This is a genomic window from Wolbachia endosymbiont of Drosophila ananassae (assembly GCF_008033215.1).
In the GTDB taxonomy this organism is placed as follows: Bacteria; Pseudomonadota; Alphaproteobacteria; order Rickettsiales; family Anaplasmataceae; genus Wolbachia; species Wolbachia pipientis.
The window spans coordinates 1,111,567-1,136,135 of record NZ_CP042904.1 but is presented as its reverse complement, the minus strand read 5'-3'; the positions used below and the strand labels follow the sequence as shown (position 1 = coordinate 1,136,135).

At 34.3% G+C, this 24,569-nt stretch carries 19 protein-coding genes, 1 tRNA gene and 1 pseudogene; 13 read left to right on the top strand and 8 right to left on the bottom strand.

The features are described 5' to 3' along the window. Positions 1-10 precede the first annotated feature (10 nt). Positions 11-1,022, bottom strand: a protein-coding gene (locus EA652_RS05485; protein ID WP_094745768.1) for an IS630 family transposase whose coding sequence is annotated in 2 segments (ribosomal slippage) — positions 11-559 and positions 561-1,022 — 1,011 coding nt in all. Because the reading frame shifts where the segments join, the coding sequence is not laid out codon by codon here. A 110-nt stretch (positions 1,023-1,132) separates the two neighbouring features. After that, positions 1,133-1,965: pseudogene (locus tag EA652_RS05480) on the bottom strand (IS5 family transposase). A gap of 583 nt (positions 1,966-2,548) precedes the next feature. On the opposite strand from EA652_RS05480, the gene recA reads away from it, so the two are divergent. The 6 genes from recA to plsY all read left to right on the top strand — a co-directional run bounded on the left by recA (position 2,549) and on the right by plsY (position 8,818). Further along, positions 2,549-3,616: a recombinase RecA gene (gene recA / locus EA652_RS05475; protein WP_012673345.1), complete on the top strand. Its 1,068-nt coding sequence runs from the start codon at positions 2,549-2,551 to the stop codon at positions 3,614-3,616. Positions 3,617-3,803: 187 nt separating this feature from the next. After that, positions 3,804-4,496 (top strand): phosphatidylserine decarboxylase, encoded by a 693-nt coding sequence (locus EA652_RS05470; protein WP_007548750.1) that lies wholly within the window; start codon positions 3,804-3,806, stop codon positions 4,494-4,496. After that, complete coding sequence (locus tag EA652_RS05465) at positions 4,493-5,263, top strand: CDP-alcohol phosphatidyltransferase family protein (RefSeq protein ID WP_007548748.1); 771 nt, start codon at positions 4,493-4,495, stop codon at positions 5,261-5,263. Before EA652_RS05470 ends, EA652_RS05465 begins: the two co-directional genes overlap by 4 nt. A 23-nt stretch (positions 5,264-5,286) precedes the next feature. Next, positions 5,287-6,630 carry an alanine/glycine:cation symporter family protein gene (locus tag EA652_RS05460; protein WP_007548746.1) on the top strand — a complete coding sequence of 448 codons (1,344 nt, stop codon included), beginning with the start codon at positions 5,287-5,289 and terminating at the stop codon, positions 6,628-6,630. A gap of 1 nt (position 6,631) precedes the next feature. Next, positions 6,632-8,098, top strand: coding sequence for an alanine/glycine:cation symporter family protein (locus EA652_RS05455; protein WP_007548745.1), 1,467 nt, complete (start codon positions 6,632-6,634; stop codon positions 8,096-8,098). Positions 8,099-8,245: 147 nt separating this feature from the next. Further along, a complete protein-coding gene (gene plsY, locus EA652_RS05450; RefSeq protein ID WP_007548744.1) occupies positions 8,246-8,818 on the top strand; it encodes a glycerol-3-phosphate 1-O-acyltransferase PlsY in 573 nt (190 codons plus the stop codon). Here the strand turns inward: plsY and EA652_RS05445 are convergent. From EA652_RS05445 to EA652_RS05435, 3 genes are all read right to left on the bottom strand, one after another. Further along, positions 8,813-10,633 (bottom strand): hypothetical protein, encoded by a 1,821-nt coding sequence (locus tag EA652_RS05445; RefSeq protein WP_007548743.1) that lies wholly within the window; start codon positions 10,631-10,633, stop codon positions 8,813-8,815. The two genes, plsY and EA652_RS05445, sit on opposite strands and share 6 nt — an antisense overlap. A gap of 52 nt (positions 10,634-10,685) precedes the next feature. Beyond that, the gene (locus EA652_RS05440; RefSeq protein ID WP_006280506.1) at positions 10,686-11,582 is read right to left on the bottom strand and encodes a cation diffusion facilitator family transporter; all 897 of its coding nucleotides are present in this window, start codon (positions 11,580-11,582) and stop codon (positions 10,686-10,688) included. 26 nt (positions 11,583-11,608) lie between these two features. Beyond that, positions 11,609-11,681: transfer RNA gene (locus EA652_RS05435), tRNA-Val, on the bottom strand. 269 nt (positions 11,682-11,950) lie between these two features. Here EA652_RS05435 and EA652_RS05430 point away from each other — a divergent pair. The 4 genes from EA652_RS05430 (at position 11,951) to EA652_RS05420 (ending at position 18,266) form a co-directional block, all read left to right on the top strand. Next, a protein-coding gene (locus EA652_RS05430) for an IS5-like element ISWpi1 family transposase (protein WP_094189578.1) occupies positions 11,951-12,783 on the top strand; the annotation gives its coding sequence in 2 pieces (ribosomal slippage) (positions 11,951-12,320 and positions 12,320-12,783; 834 coding nt in all). A 67-nt stretch (positions 12,784-12,850) separates the two neighbouring features. Then, on the top strand, positions 12,851-16,237 hold the full coding sequence (locus tag EA652_RS05425; protein ID WP_012673344.1) for a peptidase M2: 3,387 nt from the start codon (positions 12,851-12,853) through the stop codon (positions 16,235-16,237). 17 nt (positions 16,238-16,254) lie between these two features. Then, positions 16,255-16,410, top strand: coding sequence for a hypothetical protein (locus EA652_RS06995; RefSeq protein WP_153296799.1), 156 nt, complete (start codon positions 16,255-16,257; stop codon positions 16,408-16,410). Between the two features lie 515 nt (positions 16,411-16,925). Then, a complete protein-coding gene (locus EA652_RS05420; protein WP_147737888.1) occupies positions 16,926-18,266 on the top strand; it encodes a collagen-like protein in 1,341 nt (446 codons plus the stop codon). A 227-nt stretch (positions 18,267-18,493) separates the two neighbouring features. Here EA652_RS05420 and EA652_RS05415 read toward each other — a convergent pair whose 3' ends face one another. Beyond that, positions 18,494-19,516, bottom strand: a complete 1,023-nt coding sequence (locus tag EA652_RS05415) for an IS110-like element ISWen2 family transposase (protein WP_007548332.1) — start codon at positions 19,514-19,516, stop codon at positions 18,494-18,496. Positions 19,517-19,936: 420 nt separating this feature from the next. Between EA652_RS05415 and EA652_RS05410 the strand changes: the two genes are divergently transcribed. Next, complete coding sequence (locus EA652_RS05410; protein WP_006280361.1) at positions 19,937-21,151, top strand: MFS transporter; 1,215 nt, start codon at positions 19,937-19,939, stop codon at positions 21,149-21,151. Positions 21,152-21,226: 75 nt separating this feature from the next. After that, on the top strand, positions 21,227-22,456 hold the full coding sequence (locus EA652_RS05405) for an MFS transporter (RefSeq protein ID WP_006280362.1): 1,230 nt from the start codon (positions 21,227-21,229) through the stop codon (positions 22,454-22,456). 61 nt (positions 22,457-22,517) lie between these two features. Here the strand turns inward: EA652_RS05405 and EA652_RS05400 are convergent, their stop codons facing one another. Then, on the bottom strand, positions 22,518-22,781 hold the full coding sequence (locus EA652_RS05400) for a hypothetical protein (protein ID WP_041582624.1): 264 nt from the start codon (positions 22,779-22,781) through the stop codon (positions 22,518-22,520). Positions 22,782-22,923: 142 nt separating this feature from the next. On the opposite strand from EA652_RS05400, the gene EA652_RS05395 reads away from it, so the two are divergent. Next, positions 22,924-23,256 carry a hypothetical protein gene (locus tag EA652_RS05395; RefSeq protein ID WP_244942330.1) on the top strand — a complete coding sequence of 111 codons (333 nt, stop codon included), beginning with the start codon at positions 22,924-22,926 and terminating at the stop codon, positions 23,254-23,256. A gap of 189 nt (positions 23,257-23,445) precedes the next feature. Here the strand turns inward: EA652_RS05395 and EA652_RS05390 are convergent, their stop codons facing one another. Beyond that, positions 23,446-24,468, bottom strand: coding sequence for an IS110-like element ISWen2 family transposase (locus tag EA652_RS05390; RefSeq protein ID WP_007548332.1), 1,023 nt, complete (start codon positions 24,466-24,468; stop codon positions 23,446-23,448). Positions 24,469-24,569 lie beyond the last annotated feature (101 nt).

Here is a 24,569-nt window from a genome sequence, read left to right as displayed (position 1 = left end):
ATACCAACTCTCATTGTTGGCCAGTCAAATAGGAGACATTGCAGAGTTGTTTAATTGTGGAGCTGGCAAGAGAAGTAATAAATTTGCACAAAGCACCCTCAAGCAGAGCAATTGTATCGTATATTTTATTGCGCAAAATGTTCTGTTTTATATATAACCAAAGCCTCTCAACAGGATTTAGCTCAGGTGAGTACGGAGGTAGGTATATAATATCGATATTTTTAGGTACCTTTAAATTTTTTGACCTATGCCAACTAGCACAATCCATAACAAGAAAAGCCTCTCGTGTTTCTAGATATTGCGACATCTGCTCAAGAAATATGTTCATGCAATCAGTGTTGACATTTGGTGCAAATAAGCTAGAACTCTCTCCATTTCTAGGATTAACCGCACTATAGAGATAGAAATTTTGCCTACCTAATTTTGTTTTAACCTGTGTTCTAATCCCCTTTTTAAACCACCCATGTCCAACCTTTGAATGTGTGCCAAACCGTGATTCATCAAAGAAAAATAGCTCTTTTTCTGGATACTTGCTAATAGCTCCATTGAGATTTTTTTTTGAATTCCTCTTGTTTGCTTTTATCTTGTCCATTATGAACTGGTCTTGGTGTAATATATGAGAATTTCATCTTTTGCATATAGCGGTGTACTGTAGATTTGCTGATATTTAATCTGAACTTTTCCTGGATTCTTATTCTCATTTCTTTAATGGTAATATTAGGATTTTCTTCTATCCACTCTTCAATTTGCTGTAGTTGAACCTGATTTAATTTAGTTTTTCTACGGCGTTGTGGAGGAGCAAACAGTTTTTCTTCTCTGCCAAATTTCAAGAGTTTTACCCACGAAGTTAGTGCGCTTCTTGAAATGCAATATATTTTTGCTACAGCCGTTATACTGTACTTTTTTGCTGCAATTACAGCATTTAGTTTTTTTGAAACATATGCATTATTCCTTACTTTCTTCAGCATTTCTTTTGCTGATTCTACTACTTTTTCATCCAATAATTTTGATCTTAATGCCATTTATACCTCAACTATTTTACTTACTTCATTATGGCTTTTCTTCCATCTTTGTCCATCTGTTTGCCGTGTAATGGGAATTGGTATAAGAGGTTGTCCGGAAACTAGTAAATTCAAGCATATTCCCTCTTTAACATAACCCTACTCATAGCTAGGTATATGAAATTCTCAGTGGATGTTGTGAGTAAATCATACTCCTTCGATAGCCTTCTATTCCTATTAACCCAAGCAAAAGTCCTTTCTACAACCCATCTTCTTGGCTGTACTTTAAACCCTTGTTCTCTTGTTGGTAGTAGCTCAGGTGGCGTATCTTTGTGCACCCAAAATCTACATGGAGGCCTTTTAACAATTTCAATATCTATGTCATATTCTTCCTTTATGTGATTCTTTAAATTTCTTCCTTGGTATCCCATGTCAGCCCACATTTTTTTAACTTTAGTATATTTTGTTCTCATATTGTTTAATGCTATTTTAATACCATCTCTATCATTTTCGTTAGCAGCGCCTACGTAACAACCTAGTATAAAACCCTGAGTGTCTGTAATTATATGCCTTTTTCTACCCTTTACTTTTTTACTTCCATCATAGCCTTTGATCCCCCCTTTTCTGTAGTCTTTACAGATTGACTATCTACTATACAGGCACTCGGCTGCTCATTCCTTCCTATTTTTCTTCTACTATATTTTGTAATTTCATAATTCATTTTCTCAAAAATTCCCTGCTTCTTCCATTGCCTGAACTGCTCATACACAGTCTTCCATAGCGGAAAATCATTTGGTAAATACCGCCATTGACACCCTGTACGCAATACATAGAAAATTGCTTCTAATATTTCTCTTTTGCTATACTTTGGCGGCCTTCCTCCTTTCTTGTATGATACTCTGAAGTGTTTTTCTATTCTTGCCCATTCCCTTTCGCTTAGATCTGTTGGATACTTTTTTCTCATCTTTACCCCGTACTAAAATTTCAGATATTATAGCCTTTTACTTGTTTCCGGACAACCTCTAACTATTAATGTTCTATAATATACATATTTCCAAACTATGTCAATTATTTTATAAATATCTCTGGTAAAAATTATTTCTGTTATGACTAGCATGATAAGTGTATGAAGCGACTAAAATTGTCATTACAGCGCTTAGTGTACGACAGTGCTCCAACATTTAGGGTTGCAGTTTTCATGGCAGATCTGAGTAGCTGACCCATCTAAGAGGTGTCATTCAAGTAGCTGACACTGGAATGGCTTTGTTGCATCGCACCTTATACGGTAGTAATTTACAATAAATTCATGTAGCCATTTCGAATTTAGTCATTTCAGTGTTGGCTACTTGGATGACACCACCTGCTATGCTGCAAATTGCAACGTTCGTACACTAAAGTATAGTGTGTTACTAACGAAGGCAAACAAATATCTGCTTTATGAAAACGTTAATATTTTTCATTGAAATAATACATAAATACTAGAAAAACCTTGGCAGGTTATTCGCGTTTGATTATCATAGAGAATTATATAAATTAATAAATGATCTATGGCAAGTAACCCAGAAGAAAGAAATAGTGATAAACAAAAAGCGCTAGATAACGCAATAAGCCAGATTGAAAAAGCATTCGGTAAAGGTGCAATAATGAAGTTGAAGCAAAACCCTGTAGAAAAAATAGACACAATATCCACAGGATCAATTGCGCTTGATTCGGCTCTAGGTGTTGGAGGTCTGCCAAAAGGGCGTATAATTGAAATATTTGGCCCCGAGAGTTCTGGTAAAACCACTCTTGCCTTGCACGTGATTGCTGAAGCACAAAAAAAAGGAGGATCATGCGCATTTATCGATGCAGAACATGCATTGGATGTCTTATATGCTCGTAAACTTGGGGTAAGCACTGATGATTTAGTGATTTCACAACCAGACACTGGAGAGCAGGCGTTGCATATTGTTGAGTATTTAGTGTGTTCTGGTGCGGTTGATGTGATAGTTATTGACTCTGTCGCAGCATTAACTCCAAGAGCTGAAATTGAAGGTGATATGGGTGATCAACATATGGGGCTGCAAGCAAGGCTTCTAAGTCATGGGCTACGGAAACTAACCTCTGCCGTTTCAAAAGCGAACTGTATATTGATATTTATTAATCAAATTCGTATGAAAATAGGAGTAGTGTATGGAAATCCTGAAACTACCACGGGTGGAAATGCATTAAAATTCTATACTTCTGTAAGGCTTGATATAAGAAAAATTGGTGTAATAAAAGACAAAGAAAATATTACAGGCAATGAAACAAGAGTTAAAGTTGTAAAAAATAAAGTTGCTCCTCCATTTAGAGAAGCGAAATTTGATATAATGTACAATGAAGGTATATCAAAACTCGGAGAAATAATAGATATGGGAGCAAAGCTTGGTGTGCTTGAAAAAGCAGGCGCTTACTATTCATATAACAACACACGTCTTGGGCAAGGAAGAGAGAATGTAAAAACTTACCTAAAAACAAACAAAGAAGTCGCAAATGAAATAGAAACGAAAATCAGAGATTTACTCAGAAATCATGATAATTCTATCATAATAGACGAGGATAGTGAGCAACTTTTAGAAGAATCAGTTTTCTGATCTAAACTTAGGCATTAGATTTTGTGTCGGACGGGTTGTTACAGTATGACGGTAATTCTATGTGCTAATATAACAATCTGTAATGTTACCTTGTATCAAAAAGACTTTGCTGAAGCAGTTAAAAAAAGCTTTTCATGAGAAATTATAAATGATAAATTGTTAACAATAGGTTATTGTTAATAAGATTATGTGTTTTGGTTTACCTAATATAAACAGGGAAGGTTATTCATTTATAGTAGTTTCCTTTATAGTAACGTGTATAGCATTCTCTATATCTTGGGGGTTTGGCGTTACGTGCTTGTTTCCGACATTATTGTGTACTTATTTCTTTCGTGATCCAGCAAGAGCTGTGCCAAACAATAAGAATCTTATATTAAGTCCTGCTGATGGTGTGATTTCAAAAATTGAAGAAGTTAATTATCCTTTATCAGCAGAAAACGGAGAGGAGAAGAAGTTTACGCTTGTTAGCATATTTTTAAGTGTTTTGAACGTCCATGTGAACCGTATACCAATATCTGGTACGATAAAGGAAATGAGTTATAAAAAAGGCAAGTTTGTATCCGCAATGAGCAATAGGTCTAGTAATGAAAATGAAAAGCAGGTTATTGTAATTGAATACGAAAAGGGGAAAGAAATTATTGTGGAGCAAATAGCTGGATTAATTGCACGTCGTATCGTTTGTAATTTAGGAATATCCCAGAACGTAAAAGCAGGTGAAAGGTTTGGAATTATAAGGTTTGGCAGTAGAGTGAATATCTATGTTCCTGCTGATACAGAAGTCAGAGTTTCAGAAGGGCAAACTGTTATTGGTGGTGAAACAATTATAGCAAACTTAAATAAGGAAAACGTTCAAGAGAAGCTTACTTTTGATGTTATATGAATAACGATGAAAGTAACAGTAGATCCTTACCTATTACTAAATTATTCCCAAATTTTATAACTTTATTGGGTTTATGTTCTGGTCTCACTTCACTTAAATTTACATTTAATGAACAATGGGAATTCTCAGTAATTTTTATCATCATTGCAGCAATACTAGATGGAATGGATGGCAGAATAGCTAGAATTCTAAAATCAACTAGCGATTTTGGAGCCCAGCTTGATTCTTTTGCAGATTTTCTAAACTTTGGTGCAGCGCCTGCATTTCTTTTGTATTTTTGGAAGCTAAACGAAATCAAAGTCATAGGTTGGATTTTAGTAATGATATACGTAATCTGCATATCAATAAGACTTGCAAGATTCAATGTTTCGCTACACTCAGAACAATCACACTGGGAAAAATTTTTCTTTTCTGGTGTTCCAGCTCCAGTGTGTGCTTTACTTTCTTTGTTGCCAATAATTATTACCTTTCAATCTCATGAGAGTGAATACTTACTTCTCATAGAGCGATTTTTTAACACAAGAAACGTAGCTTGTTACTTTCTGGCCATTTCATTTTTTTCGATAAGTCACATTCCAACTTTCTCCGCAAAATATATTTATATTCCCAAAAGCCTATCCTATATATTTGTGTCATTTTTTGGAGTACTTATTGTATTTTTCATCAGTAAGCCCTGGATGACTCTACCAATTTTAGGTATAGTGTATACACTTACTATTCCAATAAGCATCGGGTTTTACATATATTTTACATATAAAACTCGTTAGCTATATCAAAAGTAGTGAGCAGCATGATTGTAAAAGTAACTGATCTATTAAACTCTCTTCTATATATAAAGATATTCAACATTCCATTTATAATTATTTGGGTAATTGCAACTGGAATCTTTTGTACTGCCCAGTTCAAATTCATTAACTTTAGGTTACTTAAATATGGAATACAGACACTATTCAATCTAAAGTGTAATAACAGCAACAATGGCATAATCACTCATATTCAAGCGTTTGCAACAGTAATTTCAGGAACAGTTGGTCTTGGAACAATATCAGGAGTTGCAATAGCTATCACAATAGGGGGCCCAAGTGCAGTTTTTTGGATGGTAATTACCGGAATACTTGGTATGTCGATAAAGTTTGCCGAGGTGGTGCTTGCATTCACTTATCGCTCTGAAAATACAACTGGTGGTGCTTTTTATTACATGGAATACGGGCTTGCAAAGATTGGATTTGCAAAAACTGGTAGATTTCTTGCCTTCACTTATGCGATTATGCTACTTATTGCAATGATTTTGGGCGGTATACCATTTCAAGCAAATCAAATAGCAGCACTATCAAATAACCTCCTAGAATACAACGCATCCATTATTATATCCCTGCTTGTCTTTATTGTAATATTGGGAGGAATAAAGCGCATTGCTTTCGTTTCAACGAGCTTAGCACCAATTATGATAGTGCTATATGTGGGTATGTGTATATATTTAATTTATGTAAACAGAAGTAATTTGCTGAATGCTTTATCTATAATATTTCAAGACATTTTCAATAAATCTGCTATAGGAGGCGGAGTATTGAGCGGATTAATAGCCGGAGTGAGAAGATCAGTGTTTGCTAACGAAGCAGGTACCGGAACAGCAGCTATAGCACATTCAGCTGTAAAAGAAGAAGATCCAATTAAAGTTGGGTGCGTTGCAATGATTGCACCGCTTATAGACACAATATTAATCTCATTTTTGACTGGTATTGTGATAATTATCACTGGTATGCACAGTACTGATAACGTGGGTGATATTACACTAATTAGTTCGGTATTTTCAACAGCTTTGCCCTTGTTTAGCAAGTTAGTTTTTCCGCTAATGATGTTTTCCTTTGCATTTTCCACAATAATAGCTTATTGTTACTACTGTGAAGTTGCTTTGCTGTACTTATTTGGTAATAAAAAAATACTGATACTGTTCCAAATTCTTATAGTGGTTTCAGTGTATATCAGTTGTATGTCAAAGAATATAGAATTTATATCTTATCTAGGTGACAGTTTGTTTATGTGCCTTATGATTCCAAATGCTGCTGCAATATATCTACTAAGAAGGGAAGTTTTGAATACAATAGATTCTTATTACAATTCTAAAAGGTATTAACATGATTTATAGATTGCTTTGTATGGTGTTATTTTGCCTATTGTTTAATGATGTGTACGCTGCTTCAGGTTTTTACGAAGGTTATGATGCTGTGTTGAATGGAATAAATAACTTCATGAATGAAGTGCTGTTTTTCAAAATCTTTTATATACCATTCATACTTCTTCTACTATCCTTTGGTTATGTATTTTTAACCTTACGCTTTAAGTTTCTCAACATAAGAATGTTTAAGCATGCGTTTGCTATTTTATGTGGAAAATATGACACGAATCACCATGATGGTCATATTACGCATTTTCAGGCATTTATGACTGCACTTTCAAGCACAGTAGGTCTTGGAACTGTTGCTGGAGTCGCAATTGCAGTTTCAATGGGAGGGCCAGGAGCGGTGCCTTGGATGATGATTACAGGTTTTTTTGGTATGTCAGCAAAATTTGCTGAGGTAACGTTGGCGTTTAGACATAGAACAGAAGATCAGGACCAATTGTTTAGTGGTCCCTTTCAGTATATAAGGAATGGTCTGGAGGAATTTGGATTTAAAAAACTTGGTATTGTGCTGGCTGCCATGTATGCAGTATTCTTTGTATTATCAGGTCTTGGTGGAAGTGTAGCGTTTCAAACCAATCAAATGGTTTCAATATTATCTGGCTATTCAAGTTGGGTAGATGGTCACTCTTGGTTTCTTTCTTCCATAATCTCTGCGCTGCTTGCTCTAGTGATTATTGGCGGAATTAAAAGGATAGCTAGAGTATCTTCTGCACTAGTGCCTATTATGTCACTTATATATATCTTTAGTTGTATTATTATTATTGCATTTAATATTCATAACCTTGGTTATACGTTAAAAATATTATTTTCCACTATGATAGATTTCAATGCTGTTGGTGGAGGGATGGTAGGAGCATTTGTTGCTGGAATTCAAAGGGCAATCTTTGCCAGCGAAGCGGGTGTTGGTTCTGCTTCAATTACTCATGCAACAACTAAAGATGAAGAACCAGTAAGAACTGGGCTTGTTGCTATGATAGAACCATGCTTTGACACAATGTTAATTTGCTGTTTAACAGGAATAACAATAGTAATAACAGGTGCATACCAGACTAGTGTTGGTGAAGGGATATTAATTACTCAAAAGGCATTTGAGACAGTTTCTCCATGGTTTCCTATACTTTTAACCATAGCTGCACCTTTGTTTGCATTTTCTTCAGTAATTTCGTTTGTATATTGTTGTGAAATGGGGTGGCTATATTTATTCGGTGCAAAAAGTATAGTGATATACCGCATAGCGGTAATAATTGTGGCGTTTTTCTCTGGTCTTTCTAAAGATATAATGGCTATTGCCAATATCGGTGGAACTTTATTCTCTTGTTTAGCTCTCATCAATATGACAGCGCTTATACTGTTTAGTAATCAGATTAACGAGGAAGTTCAGTGCTACCTAAAAAGGCTGAGGAATAATAAAATCAATTAAATTTTGGCATATGCGGAGAGGTATAGCTATAATAAGTAAGATTTCCCTACGTCATACCGCGATTTATTCGCGGTATCTCAGCATAGATCCCGCTAACAAGCAGCGGGATGACGAAATTTTGCGATTATTAATCAGTAAATTTTACCTGTGTTAGTTATAGTCCTTACACTATCCTACATACTCGGTTCAATACCGTTTAGCTTAATTATTACAAGAATAAAAGGGATAAACTTAAGAGAAGTAGGTTCAGGAAACATTGGTGCTACAAACGTTGCAAGGACGGGAAATAAATTTCTTGCTGCTTTGGCATTATTTCTGGATTCCTTTAAGGGATTTATTGCCGTTTATATAGCACAACAATTTTGTGATAATAACGATTTTTATATATATGTATCTGCAATTTTAGCAGTTTTAGGACACATGTTTCCTATTTGGCTAAAATTCAGTGGAGGAAAGGGCGTTGCAACCACTCTAGGGATACTGATAGCATTTAACATTGATATTACTTTAGTATTCGTAATAATTTGGATAATAGTCTTTCTTGCCTTTAGATACTCTTCCCTTGCTTCACTCAGTGCTACTTCAACGGCTGTAGCATGGTCCTTTTTTTTTCAGAGGAATTTGTTCTTAACATTACTAATTATAGGAGCACTGGTCTTCCTAAAACACCACAGAAATATTGTGAATCTTCTGCAAGGTAAGGAAAATAAATTTTTATAAGTGTGCTGACTCTGTTGCTATATTACTAACAGATACTTCATGCGAGAAACGACTTGAGACTACTTCTTCTACTTCTTTTATCATTTCTTCCATGTTTTTTCCACTTTTCTTACATGCATCATCAAGTGCTAATTTTAGTTTACGTATATCATTCTCTTCTAGCATCTTATTCATTTCTTTTTTCGTTATCTCTAATTTTTTTAGTAAGATGTTCTCCATTATCTCTCTCTCATCACCTTCATACTGGCCACTTAGTCTGCTATATGCAATGCAACACTTCTTTTCTCGCGGCAAGGTTGACAGACCCCGCAATGTAACATCCACTTGAACTTCTATAGAGTTAACTTCCCTAGCCTTTTCAGCAGCTTCTGACCTAAATTTCTCAACTTCTCCTATTATTATTTTGTTAGCTATTCTTTTAGCTCCATCCAAAGATGAATCCTTGAGAGAAAAATCTGTCTCGAGTAGATCTCGATTTAATAGCTCTAAGAATACTTTTTTTCCGATGTTTTCGAGTAAACTTTCTTGGTCACCTAAACCATGCTCCTGCAGTTTATTTCTCATGTGCTGAACCAGCTCACAACATTGTAATTTATTTAACTTTATAGAGCTAATATTTTTCATTAACGTCAGCACAATTTGTTCACTATATTGAGAAGTAATACTCAATAATTTTCTCATTAAAGGAATACTTACTTCTGAAATAAAATCATCAACTATTTTTTGACTTTCATCATCTTCATAACCATTTTGAACGTCATACCAAGCCTTAAAAATTTCTTTATTGTTTTTCTTGTTTTTTAACCTGTCTAACATGAACTTACGTGCTTCATTTTGTGCTTCTGGAAGTAATATTTGCCTTGGAGGAGTAAATCTAATTTCTGGATCAGGATGAATACCTTCTAATGTACTTAACATCCTATAAACAATACCGGTAAAGCAGGTGTTAGGAATACGCTCTTGTCTAGAGAAAGTTTGGCTATCAAGCAAATTTGTAATTAACGCGTCTTTTTTATTTTTTACAGCTTCTCTGTCTCCATCATTGCAGGCTTTCAGAACTAAAAGTAAAATCCGTCCACCTGTAAAGCGGGAGCTATGCTTTTGATCATCTTTGCAAAAGTCATTTAAAAATGCAATTACTCTTCCTTTATCTTCATCACTAAATTGACGATAATTAAGTTCATATAAATCATTTATATATTCAATAAATTGCTTAAATTCTCTATCATTAATAACGTCTTCGGATACTTCTTCACCATACTTATCTTTTAATTTATCAATATTTTTAATGATATCATCATTTAATTGATGGGGCAGTAAATGTTCAAGCTTAACATCAAAACTATTAACCATACCACGTAAATTCTCTTTTATACCTTCCAAAAAGAAATTTATAGAAGCTTTAAGCAGCGTAAATGGGTTAAAATCTTTTGGCCTTAGTTCACTCTGCAATAAAATTAATAGCATTGTAAGTGGTATAGTTCCCAGTAACGAAATAAGCAAGAAAGTGGTAGTGAAAGTTAGATATGTTATGAAAGCAGAAAACAAGAGGAAGGCTGCTACCTTGATTGTATTGTTTTTAAAAAATATTTCCCAATATTCCCTTTTGCTCATTTTTTGCTGTTTTGCCGTTTTTATTTCTTTGTAGATATAAAGAGTTTTAATTTCAGACCTGAAGAACATAGTACCAAGAGAAAAAAGAACATTAACAGGATTAGTGATAATGCTTAACGAGACAAAAGCTCCAAAGTAGCTAACAAATTTTAGCTTACTAGAATCCTTTGAAGGAAATTGTATTTGAGAAATACCTATCATAGCTTACCTTCAACATCATTACACTCTAGTAATAGCATAATAATTTAAAACGTCAATGTTTAAGTATCTTATTATCCGCACACTCATCGTATTCGATCTCGACTGTAGAGTGTGCTATCTCGAACTTATCTAGCAATATTTTTTTTATTTCATATAAAACATTGGTGTGCTGCACATTTTGCTTTATTTTAGCATGCATGGTAATTATAAAATAATTATCAGACAGCGACCATGTATGTATGTGGTGCACATCTATCACTTCAGGTAATTCTGATGTGATCTTACTTTTTATCTCTTCAGCAGATATACCCTCAGGCGTACCTTCAAGGAGTATATGGCAAGAATTTTTGAGAATTTTATAGCCGCTATTTAGAATTATCACACTAACAAATACTGATAAGATTGGATCTACTATTTGCCATCCAGTAAGCATGATAATTATAGATGCAAGTATAGCAGCTACAGAACCTAAAATATCTCCTATAACGTGTAGTACAGCACTTTTTATGTTTATATTGCTCTCGCATTTACTATGTAATATAAAAAAGACTATTATGTTAGAGACAAGACCGAGTGTAGCAATTATTAACATTACTTTCCACTCAACATTGACTGGAAAAATAAACCTCTTTATTGACTCAATTATAATGATTACTGCAATGAGGAATAGAGTTAAACCATTAACAAATGCTGCAATTATCTGCAACCGATGATATCCGTATGATCTCTGCAAATCGGATTTCTTAGCTGAAAACCTATGTGCTAACCAGCTTAAAACCAAGGCAAAGAGGTCAGTAAGCATATGCCCTGCATCTGACAATAGAGCAAGCGAATGTGAAATTATTCCACCTACTATTTCCATAAACATTGTTATCGCAACTATTATTATGGAATAGATTAAGCGCTTGGACTGCGCCGCTGAGTGTTTGCCGTTGTGCACTGCTGTCATATAAAATCTTTTCATGAACAAAAACGTGGGTAACACTGGGTTCGAACCAGCGACCGCTTGCACGTCAAGCAAGTGCTCTACCAACTGAGCTAATTACCCATCGTGGTTTTAGTATAGTGCTTTGGTGGAATGAAAGTCAATAAACCACTTTGCTTTTGTCCTTGTCCAATGTGATTCCGGAATATAGCTGTATAGAATTTCAGCCATATTCTAAATTTTACATATTAAGTTAACTATCTATACTTTATTTATTAAGATATAAATTATATTAATACAGGGATTTACGTTTTTTTTAGGGAAATTACTTTAGAGGTTGTCCGGAAACAAGTAAAAGGCTATAATATCTGAAATTTTAGTACGGGGTAAAGATGAGAAAAAAGTATCCAACAGATCTAAGCGAAAGGGAATGGGCAAGAATAGAAAAACACTTCAGAGTATCATACAAGAAAGGAGGAAGGCCGCCAAAGTATAGCAAAAGAGAAATATTAGAAGCAATTTTCTATGTATTGCGTACAGGGTGTCAATGGCGGTATTTACCAAATGATTTTCCGCTATGGAAGACTGTGTATGAGCAGTTCAGGCAATGGAAGAAGCAGGGAATTTTTGAGAAAATGAATTATGAAATTACAAAATATAGTAGAAGAAAAATAGGAAGGAATGAGCAGCCGAGTGCCTGTATAGTAGATAGTCAATCTGTAAAGACTACAGAAAAGGGGGGATCAAAGGCTATGATGGAAGTAAAAAAGTAAAGGGTAGAAAAAGGCATATAATTACAGACACTCAGGGTTTTATACTAGGTTGTTACGTAGGCGCTGCTAACGAAAATGATAGAGATGGTATTAAAATAGCATTAAACAATATGAGAACAAAATATACTAAAGTTAAAAAAATGTGGGCTGACATGGGATACCAAGGAAGAAATTTAAAGAATCACATAAAGGAAGAATATGACATAGATATTGAAATTGTTAAAAGGCCTCCATGTAGATTTTGGGTGCACAAAGATACGCCACCTGAGCTACTACCAACAAGAGAACAAGGGTTTAAAGTACAGCCAAGAAGATGGGTTGTAGAAAGGACTTTTGCTTGGGTTAATAGGAATAGAAGGCTATCGAAGGAGTATGATTTACTCACAACATCCACTGAGAATTTCATATACCTAGCTATGAGTAGGGTTATGTTAAAGAGGGAATATGCTTGAATTTACTAGTTTCCGGACAACCTCTTATGCTTGATATTGAAAGATCAGCAAATTAGAGGTTAAAATTATGACAATTAGTCAACAAGTAAATAAAAATATAACTAAAGAAGGATACTTCAACAATAACGGCAAAGGGTTTAATTCGCCACATGTTATAGAAGTTGAAGATTTAAATATTAAAGTAGAGGTTTATTCTCACAATTTAAGAGCAAGTAAAGTTGCTAACATTGAAAGTGAGATAAGAGAAACAGCTACTAATTTTAAAAACGCATTCGAGTTAGAACGCGGCAGTTCAGAACAAACATTTAAAATTTACATGTTTGATGACAAGGATGATTACACTCACCTTGGCGGAAGCGAGCGTTTCGGTTCTTACCTTGGAGACGAAGGTGGTAAATGTTACTACAAAGGGAAAGCTGACGTTTTTGCTGAAATGTACGTCTACCAGCAAGGTGGCATTCATAACCTTCAGCATGAATTTGCACATGGTTTAACTTACTTGGCTACAGGAGGCAAATCTTTACCTACAGTATTAATGGAAGGAATTGCAGACTACTTTGAGCATCATTCAGATCATAAATTCAATTCTCAAGGATCAAGTATCGACAAAACTGAAGCTGCAAATTTGGATTTAGATAAAATTTTAAGTTTAGAATACTCAAAGGACAGCGAAGCAAATAGCTTGGTTTATAAAACAGGTCATGCGTTGATAATGTACTTACAGGAAAAAGATCCTAGTTTATTAAGAGACTACCTAGATGCTTTACGTCAAGGTGACTCAGATGAGTCAAAAAGTTTCTTGAAAGACATAAAAGGACATGATGCTGACTTCAAAAGTTGGCTTGCTGAGAATGATACAGAAACTGCAATGGAACATCTCAACGCTTTGCAAGTTACAAAAGGAGATTTCATAGCAATTGGTCAAGAAATAGTGGGTGGAGAAATTAAAAACGTATCCTACTATAAAGCAAATATAGAAAAAATGGATGGAGAAAACGTTGGAAGTTTTTCTCCTGTAGAACACGTTGCATTTTATGATGTTGCTCGTGCTATCAATAGGGCAACAAATGATACACTTGATATATCAAAGGAATATCATTTCCTTAAGGTAGTAAAAACTTCCGATGGACAGGATAAACTAACTTACTCTGACGAACAAGGTAATGAATACCGAAACAGTCTAGAGTATAAAAATCAGGCTTTTAGAATGCTATCAAAGTATGATGAAAATTTAAAGAAAGCTTATGATGATGCATTAAAAAATCTGGATGAGCAGAGGCAAATGGAATATCCCAAGATAAATAAAGAATATAGCGAAGGGAAGATTTCTTACGAAGAGTATTCAGACAAATATTATTCAATTCCCTCCAAATATGAGGAATTAAAAAGTACCTTACTTGATGAAACCATAAACACTGGCTTAGAACAAGTAAAAGCGACTAAGAACATCGATGTAGAAAAGATGTTAGAAGAGATGATCAATATCGATTCAAACTTGATAAGAGGTACAAATCATATTGATCTACAAGAAGGTAAGATTTTTTCTATGCAAGCTCATGGTCAAGGAGATATGGGTGCACTGTCTATATATGACGGAAATACAAAGCTTGGAGAATTATTGAGCGAATCAGGATTTTTTAAGCAAGTTGAAGGCCAAACTAAAGAAACTTTCGTTTTTGAGGATATATTACACAACTTAAATGTTTCATACGAAGGCGGTGCTTACATGGCAGTTACAAAAGAAAATGGTCATCATAAAGCTTCTCTAATAGACGGCAGAACAGTTGAACGCGATGAATACTTTGATGAAGCGCATTTACATGAGAATGAGTTGTTGCATCCTAGCACTGGACACATCCAAAAAGATTTAGATTCTCTGCTTCTTAGAGGTACCAAAATTTTGAATCATCAGGATTCAGAACATGCACAATATTCTGATGAGCAAAAGGCAAATGGAGTAATCGTGGAAAAAGGGAAATTACTGGATAATAAGGGAACAGATAGGACAGACGATGATGTATATGAAGCTGTCGTAAAGCAAGGAGACGAGCGCTTACATGAATTTAAAAATATGGGCTTTTATATTACCGAGAAAGGTGATCTATTTATTCATGACCATGGAGCAAATGTAAGGTTTCAACTACCACAAAGTATTACTCATCTAAAATTAGTGGAAAAAGACGGAGCATATAAGCTTGTTCCGGTGACAAAAGATGGTAATGAACATCCAATAGGTATGCCAAATATATCAGATGAATATAGATACATAGATCCAATATTTGCACATGAATATGAAAAGAGAGATTATTCCCATAAACATGTAAATGTGGGCCTTATAAACTTAGAGAAATATGGCTCTGGCAAACTTTTTGCTATAAAGTACGACCCAAATGATTATCACATACAAAGAAACTCCAGCGGTGAAATAGTTAGAATAAAAGATCAAACATATTTCACTAAAGTAAAATTGTTTGATGGTGATGAAGAAATTGGAATGTTGTCTAATAACTTTCACAATTTCAAAGGGAAAATATTCTTTTCTGCTGACTACAACTACAGTTATAACGATTTCCTAGCATCTGTTTCTCCTCAAGTTGAAATTGAAGATATGGGAAATGGAAGTAAAAAAATAACTTTTGATCAAGGCAGTGGCGATATCGGTGATACTAATAGAGGCTACACGGACTATCAAAGAATATTTACAAAAGAGAAACAAACCGAAAGTCCAAAAGGGCAAGTAAGTGAAACTAAGACAGAAGTTCATAGTACTACTAATGTTGTTGCACAAGCTGCTGAAGAGAAAACTGCATCAAACGACAATAGTGAAATGCAGTCTGATCAGCCACAAATTCCAACAAGGGCAAAAAGGTCAGCTTCAGTGGAGGAGAAAGAGCAAGAACAGGTAGTATTAAAAGACACAATTCTCAAAATAGAAAAGAGCTACGAGCAGGACTCAGAAGGGAAGCATAAGGCAAATGTAACGATAAATTATAATGATGTGAAAGCCTTGTATGATAGAGCGGAAGGAGCAGAAAAGCAATCTGTGTTAGATTTTTGGAACAAACTGCACACATCAGATTATAAGGTTGGTGCTTTGCCGGAAGACAAATACTATTTTGAAAAAGGCAAATTCGTAATCCACGATAGTGGCACAAAGAAGCTTATAGTGTTACCTGAAGATAAGGTGTCCATCAAGATAATGAAGGATGGTGATAGTTATAGTTTAGCTATATCAAGTGGTAATGGCAAAGTAATAAACAGCATTAGTAAAATAGATAATCCAAATTACGAATTGCTGTCAGATTCAAGTCATTTCAATTCAGGGGAGCAAGATAATATTGTATTATCAGATCAACATCACGAATATAATCTTTATCTAGAGAATGGTTTTGTGAAAATGTTCGATTGCGCAAGCGATCACATTTATCACGACCACAACTCGGCCTATATCTAATACATACAAGGAGGGCAGTGCCCTCTTCTTGTCATTCCAGTGTCAAGCACTGCCGTCTTGGATGGAAACCAGCGTCACGCCCTGGAATGACAGGGTTTGTCATCCGAGTAGCCCCTTCGGTGTCATCCCAGTGCCCAGACACTGGGATGGCTTTGTTGCATCGCTACTTATGAAAGGCTAACTATAGTTAGGATTATAAGCAACCTATTGAAAATCTTGTTTTTTTGCAATCAATCTGATCAAATTTAAGAATAGTAATTTGTTATTTATATTAATAAATTTAATTCTATTGAAAATAGCTAAAGCATTGAAATTCTTGAATTTTAGCCAGATTAGTGAGTGGTAGTGAAATTTCTTTTACTCAAATTTAGGTATTCACTGACCGTTCTTGTTATAAATACCAGAATAATAAGCTACTGATATTCCCTATCTTTTTTATCTTTAATCCATCATAGCTAGCGATGCAACAAAGCCCACTGGGATCCAGAAAACTTAACTTTAAATAAGTGGCTGCATAATAAAGGCTGGATTCCAGACTGGAATGACATCATCTGCTACACACTTGGATTACAAGAGGAGAATTCTGAAACAACAAGTTTCAGGGAAGTCTTATGCAAAATCTAGCATTTACGGAAATTATATTATTTTTATGCACTCTATGGTTTTTATAATCAATGGAGAGTGTGGTATGACGTTAGATGAACCTTTAGAAGAATCACTCATAAACAATAATGATTTTGTAAATGCTCTATTAGCAAAGCTCAAAGCAGGGGCTGATGATAATGGTGTTTATACTAAAAAAGGTGTGGATGATGAGTTGAAAAAGAAAGCTGACACAGCCGCTCTAACTAACAAAGCTGACAAGAATTACGTCGATACTGAGCTAAGAAAGAAAGCTAATTCAGCTAATTTAGCAGCTAAAGCTAATACTGCAGATGTTTACACTAAAAAAAATGTAGATGATGAGTTGGCAAAAAAAGCTGACACAGCCGCTCTAGCTAACAAAGCTGACAAGAATTACGTCGATACTGAGCTAGGAAAGAAAGCTAATTCAGCTGATTTAGCAGCTAAAGCTAACACTGCAGACGTTTACACTAAAAAAAATGTAGATGATGAGTTGGCAAAAAAAGCTGACACAGCCGCTCTAGCTAACAAAGCTGACAAGAATTACGTCGATACTGAGCTAGGAAAGAAAGCTGGTGCAGCTGATCTAGCCAACAAAGCTAATACTGCAGATGTTTACACTAAAAAAAATGTAGATGATGAGTTGGCAAAAAAAGCTGATACAGCCGCTCTAGCTGACAAAACTGACAAGAATTACGTCGATACTGAGCTAGGAAAGAAAGCTAATTCAGCTGATTTAGCAGCTAAAGCTAACACTGCAGACGTTTACACTAAAAAAAATGTAGATGATGAGTTGGCAAAAAAAGCTGACACAGCCGCTCTAGCTAACAAAGCTGACAAGAATTACGTCGATACTGAGCTAGGAAAGAAAGCTGGTGCAGCTGATCTAGCCAACAAAGCTAATACTGCAGATGTTTACACTAAAAAAAATGTAGATGATGAGTTGGCAAAAAAAGCTGACACAGCCGCTCTAGCTGACAAAACTGACAAGAATTACGTCGATACTGAGCTAGGAAAGAAAGCTAATTCAGCTGATTTAGCAGCTAAAGCTAACACTGCAGACGTTTACACTAAAAAAAATGTAGATGATGAGTTGGCAAAAAAAGCTGACACAGCCGCTCTAGCTAACAAAGCTGACAAGAATTACGTCGATACTGAACTAGGAAAGAAAGCTAATACTGCAGATGTTTACACTAAAACTGCTGCTGATACTGCTTTTGCTAAAATCAATGCTTCCAACCTTATAGAGGCAGTAAACAAAAAAGCTTTCGCGAAAGCTATACTTCCTGCAAAAGACGGCGACAAATCAATTCTAGTGGATAAATTAGGAGAATTCCTTGATAACTCTACTGACAATAAGTATGGTGCCAAAAGTGATCAAACAGCAAAGATACCGTCTTGTTAGTCAACAAAAAAGTCATAAAAATTCTCCAAATTGCATAATAAAATCAAAAAATACTTCCAACTGTGTAGCAGTATACAGATTATAGTTAGTGGATATGTTGATAAGTAAATTAGTTACATATAAAACAGCAGAAATTTACTTATCAACATATCCACTAACCAACAACATTCAATAAATTTGTGTAAGATGCCATTTTACATAAGATGAATTAGAAGCATTTTTTGATTTTAAAGTACTAAACCTTCAGTTAACCTTTTAGCCCTATAGTTCTTGATATGATCTGGATCAAAGGCCTTTTTTGAACTTAAAACACCAAAAACTATATGAAGTAACTTACGCATTGCAGCACCAACTATGGCCATAGCATGCTTGCCTTTCTCTTTTAATCTTTCGCAAGAAGCCATAATGATAGGATTATGCTTTTTAGCTGCTATAGCAGGAAAGTACATTGCTTTACGTAATGTTCGTGAACCGGTTTTACTTAATCTGGGCTTGGCATGTACGGATGAGCCTGATGTTATATTTTGTGGTATAGTTCCAGCATATGCTGCCAATTGCCTAGCATTTATAAAGGCTTTTATACCAGGAATTTCAGCTAAAATAGCTATTGCTGTTTCCTCTCCTATTCCTGGAATAGTTAATAGGAGTTGAAAATCTTCCAACAATTCTTTGTGTTGTTTTAATAGTTCGCGTATGGAGTTTTTTATTGTTTCTATTTTTTGCTCTATGTTCATTGCAAGGTCTTCCCAAGCATTTGCAACTTCTTTAGGCAGTCTCTCTTTCTTTTCTAAATGATTATTTGCTAATGTTAACTCATCCTTTAACGCATTTGAGCAACGATAAAGATGTTTTAATTTTTTCTTTTCAGGAGAAGGTGGTGTCCAACGAGAAGGTTCCTGTCTTTGACAATAATCTGCAATAATCTCTGCATCAGTCTGGTCATTCTTTTGTCGTGTAAGCTTACTTTTTGCATAAAATCTTATGCAAGCTGGGTTTACAACACTAACGAAATATCCAGCGTTGTGGAGGAACTCAGCCAAAGCTTCGCTATAACAACCAGTGGATTCCATGCAAGCTTTTACTTCTTCTACGTTATGTTTTTGTAGAAAGTTCAGTAGACCTTGAAACCCAGTATCATCATTTTTAAATTTCCTTTTCCTAGTTTCACGCTTTCCTTTTTTACTTATGAATGAGAGAGAAACATCAAAGCGTTCTTTTGAAACATCTATACCTAAAAAGTTGTTGATCATATATAACTCCATATACTACTATTAAAAATGAAAAGTAAGGCTTACCTTGTGAATACAGAATTAGAACCATTTAGGCCTTTCTACGATACCGTCCAGCCTCTACTTTTGAGAAGGGAACTCTTTTCTTTTCTACAGATTTTATATCTAAGGAATCTTCCAGAGTTCTTCCCTTCTCCACCTAATGCTTAAGCTTAAAAACACTAGATGCTTTTTTCAAGATACAAGGTCTCTTTTAAAAATAGAAAAAGTGAACTTTTTCCATCATCCAAACTTGAACCTGGAAAATTTAGTTAATGCATAAACTACTTATGTTGGCTATGAGTTCAACTGTATAAAATTCCGGTAAATTAAAATAAGTATTCATAAAAATATTGTTTTCTATAAACAGAGTATCTATAATACTAGCTTTGGGGTAAAGTATTGCAGAGGAATTTTTTAATCTGGTTGTTGGCGTCACTGTTTTATGCATACCAATATATATTACGCGTAATTCCAAATATTATAATTCCTGAATTGGTAGTAAGGTTTAATATAGGAACAACAGAAATAGGACAATTTTGTGGACTGTATTATGTAGGTTATGTGTTAGCACATATTCCTGTAGGTATTCTTTTAGATAGATTTGGTTCTAAAGTTGTTATACCGATTTGTATTGCATTAACATCTTTAGGTGCTTTACCTTTAGTCAGTTCTAATGATTGGAGTTATTCTATTATTGGAAGAATAATTACTGGTATTGGATCCTCTGCTTCAGTACTTGGACTCTTTAAAATAATAAGTATTTATTACCGTAGAGAAAAATTTGCCATGATGTTTAGTATATCAGCTATTATTGGCATCTCAGGTGGTGTATTTGCCACTAAACCGTTACATATCTTATTTAATAAGTTTGGGTGGGACTATGTGTTTGTTACATTTATAACACTGGGATTGTTGCTTGCTCTTGTTTCCTTTATGTTTATACCCAAAATTGATACTTCAGAAGAAAGATTAAATATTAAAAGTTTAAGTGAAGTTATATTCAATAAAAATGTTCTATTAATAAGTTTATTTGGTGGCTTTATGGTTGGACCATTGGAAGGGTTTACAGATGTATGGTCTGCAACATTCTTGCATGAGATGTATGCTATAGATAGACAGGTTGCATACAATATTTCAAAATGGATACTGATAGGCTTTGGTTTTGGATATTTATCACTTTCTTACTTACTAGAAAAAAAACCAACCAAACACTATGAGATAATAATTTCTTGTGCTATGGCTATGATAATTGTGTTTTTATTACTTTTTATATGTAACATTAATTCACTTTTAGCATCCATATTACTATTCATAGTTGGTTTTGCTTCTGCGTACCAAATTGTTTTGACTGCCAAAGTTGTAAATCTTGTGAAGGATGATGCGGTAGCAAGTGCAGGATCTGTAAGTAATGCTATAGTTATGAGTTTTGGCTATTTTTTTCATACCGTTATTGCAAATATAATGAATTTTTATTGGGATGGTAAGATCGTTGATGAAAAACCGCTTTATGGAGCCGATGTAATGGTTAAATCTATGTTAATAATACCTATATGTTTACTAATAGGTATGATAGGCTTTTGGCTACTTAAAGTTATAAGCTGTAAAAAGAGCTAAGCAGATTTAGATGATTAATATAGTATTGTTTTTTATAACTAAAGTATCTATAATCCTAAATTTTAGCTGAGATTCATGTTGCAGAGGAATTTTTTAGTCTGGCTGTTGGCGTCACTGTTTTATGCATACCAATATATATTACGCGTAATTCCAAACATAATTGCGCCTGAATTGATAACAAAATTTAACATAAGTATTACAGATGTTGGCCAGTTTGGTGGGTTATACTATGTAGGCTATACGCTGGCTCACATACCTATTGGTCTTGCTCTTGACAAATTCGGGCCAAAATTTGTTTTGCCTATTTGTATTATCTTAACATTTACCGGAACATTACCACTTATATGCTTTGATGAGTGGTATTATTCAATACTTGGCAGAATAGTCGTTGGAATTGGGTCATCCGCTTCAGCAATTGGGCTTTTTAAAGTTGCAAGCATGTATTTTGCGCAAGAAAAATCAGCAAGAATGGCCAGCTTATCTATAATTATAGGAATTTTGGGAGGGATATGTGGCGGGTTACCTTTAGACTTCTTACTCGATAAATTTGGCTGGAATTATGTTATCTATACATTCTCAGCATTTGGGTGTTTACTTGCTCTGTTGCTGTTCTTAGTAACGCCTGAAAGCAATGCTCAACAGGAAAAAGTTAGCATTAGAGACTTAAAAAACATACTTTTCAACAAGCATATTATTCTAATTAGCTTTTTTGGTGGACTCATGGTCGGTCCAATGCAAGGTTTTGCCGATGGTTGGGTGAAAACATTCTTTTTTGAAGTATATAAAATGAATGAAGACTTGGCATCTTCTCTCTCTTCCGTAATATTGATAGGAATGTTAATAGGATCATTCTCTTTGGCTTATTTATTGGAAAAATATAAAAATAAGCATTATGAAGTAATAATTGCATGCTCATTTGCAATGATCGCTAGTTTTCTTTTGCTTTTTACTCAGATTGGTGGCTTGTATGTTGTATTACCTACGCTTTTTATTATTGGCTTCACATCTGGATATCAGGTGGTTACCATTTACAAAGCGATAAGTTATGTAAATAATAACTTAGTAGGCCTGGCTACAGCTGTGTCAAACATGATAGTTATGGTTTTTGGCTATTTTTTTCACACTGGGATCGCAAAAATAGTAGATTTGTGTTGGGATAGAACAATAATACAAGGAAATCCTGTGTATGGTGCTGAATTGCTGATAAAAGCAACATCAGTTATTCCTGTATGTTTGCTGGTGGCTGTTTTTGGGCTCTTATGGTTAAAAAATAAAGATTTTAGAGAAGTTGATTGTAATAAGTAGATAATTTATCGAAGGCTCGTATGATAAAATCGTTAGATGTACTAATTTAAGGCTCTTGTTATTATGAAATATAATACTTTATTTTACTTTGATATTTTTGTTTTAATTGTAATTGGGTTTTATTAGGTGGTAGGTATGTCGAAAAGTAATTTTTTTGTATGGTTGATAGTATCTCTTTTATTTTACTTATAATTTTTTCTACCATATCTACAACTGGCTCATGAATAAGGTATATGAAAAAAATTACACCACAAATGATAAGTATATTTATGATTTTACCCTTATTCATCTTTATCTTGAGCTTCACTTTTGTTACAAGATCCATTTTATTTATGTTTTTATTTCATGCTGACAATTATATCTTAAATACCATAATTTTCAGTAAAATTTGACTTCAGAAGTATTCTATTAATTCAATATTAACCTTTTTATGTGTAAAATAGTTAATATAATATTAAAGCAGGCTGATGAATATAAGCACGATAGATAATACGCTGCAAAATTACATAACAAAATACATTGAACAAACATTCGCTACACACGTGCTAGGCAATAGATACGACAAATTGTATAGGAAACTTCTAAGTGGTATAGAAGAGATAATAAAGCTTGCTGTAAATGAAGCAAAACACTACGATGAAAATTTAGAAGATCTATATAAAGATTCAAGATTTAATAAGAAATTTATTCAAGCTGTTGCTAAACATCAGGTGTCGGAATTTTTAAATACTTATCCGAAAAGAAAAGATACCGTCTTGTTAGTCAACAAAAAAGTCATAAAAATTCTCCAAATTGCATAATAAAATCAAAAAATACTTCCAACTGTGTAGCAGTATACAGATTATAGTTAGTGGATATGTTGATAAGTAAATTAGTTACATATAAAACAGCAGAAATTTACTTATCAACATATCCACTAACCAACAACATTCAATAAATTTGTGTAAGATGCCATTTTACATAAGATGAATTAGAAGCATTTTTTGATTTTAAAGTACTAAACCTTCAGTTAACCTTTTAGCCCTATAGTTCTTGATATGATCTGGATCAAAGGCCTTTTTTGAACTTAAAACACCAAAAACTATATGAAGTAACTTACGCATTGCAGCACCAACTATGGCCATAGCATGCTTGCCTTTCTCTTTTAATCTTTCGCAAGAAGCCATAATGATAGGATTATGCTTTTTAGCTGCTATAGCAGGAAAGTACATTGCTTTACGTAATGTTCGTGAACCGGTTTTACTTAATCTGGGCTTGGCATGTACGGATGAGCCTGATGTTATATTTTGTGGTATAGTTCCAGCATATGCTGCCAATTGCCTAGCATTTATAAAGGCTTTTATACCAGGAATTTCAGCTAAAATAGCTATTGCTGTTTCCTCTCCTATTCCTGGAATAGTTAATAGGAGTTGAAAATCTTCCAACAATTCTTTGTGTTGTTTTAATAGTTCGCGTATGGAGTTTTTTATTGTTTCTATTTTTTGCTCTATGTTCATTGCAAGGTCTTCCCAAGCATTTGCAACTTCTTTAGGCAGTCTCTCTTTCTTTTCTAAATGATTATTTGCTAATGTTAACTCATCCTTTAACGCATTTGAGCAACGATAAAGATGTTTTAATTTTTTCTTTTCAGGAGAAGGTGGTGTCCAACGAGAAGGTTCCTGTCTTTGACAATAATCTGCAATAATCTCTGCATCAGTCTGGTCATTCTTTTGTCGTGTAAGCTTACTTTTTGCATAAAATCTTATGCAAGCTGGGTTTACAACACTAACGAAATATCCAGCGTTGTGGAGGAACTCAGCCAAAGCTTCGCTATAACAACCAGTGGATTCCATGCAAGCTTTTACTTCTTCTACGTTATGTTTTTGTAGAAAGTTCAGTAGACCTTGAAACCCAGTATCATCATTTTTAAATTTCCTTTTCCTAGTTTCACGCTTTCCTTTTTTACTTATGAATGAGAGAGAAACATCAAAGCGTTCTTTTGAAACATCTATACCTAAAAAGTTGTTGATCATATATAACTCCATATACTACTATTAAAAATGAAAAGTAAGGCTTACCTTGTGAATACAGAATTAGAACCATTTAGGCCTTTCTACGATACCGTCCAGCCTCT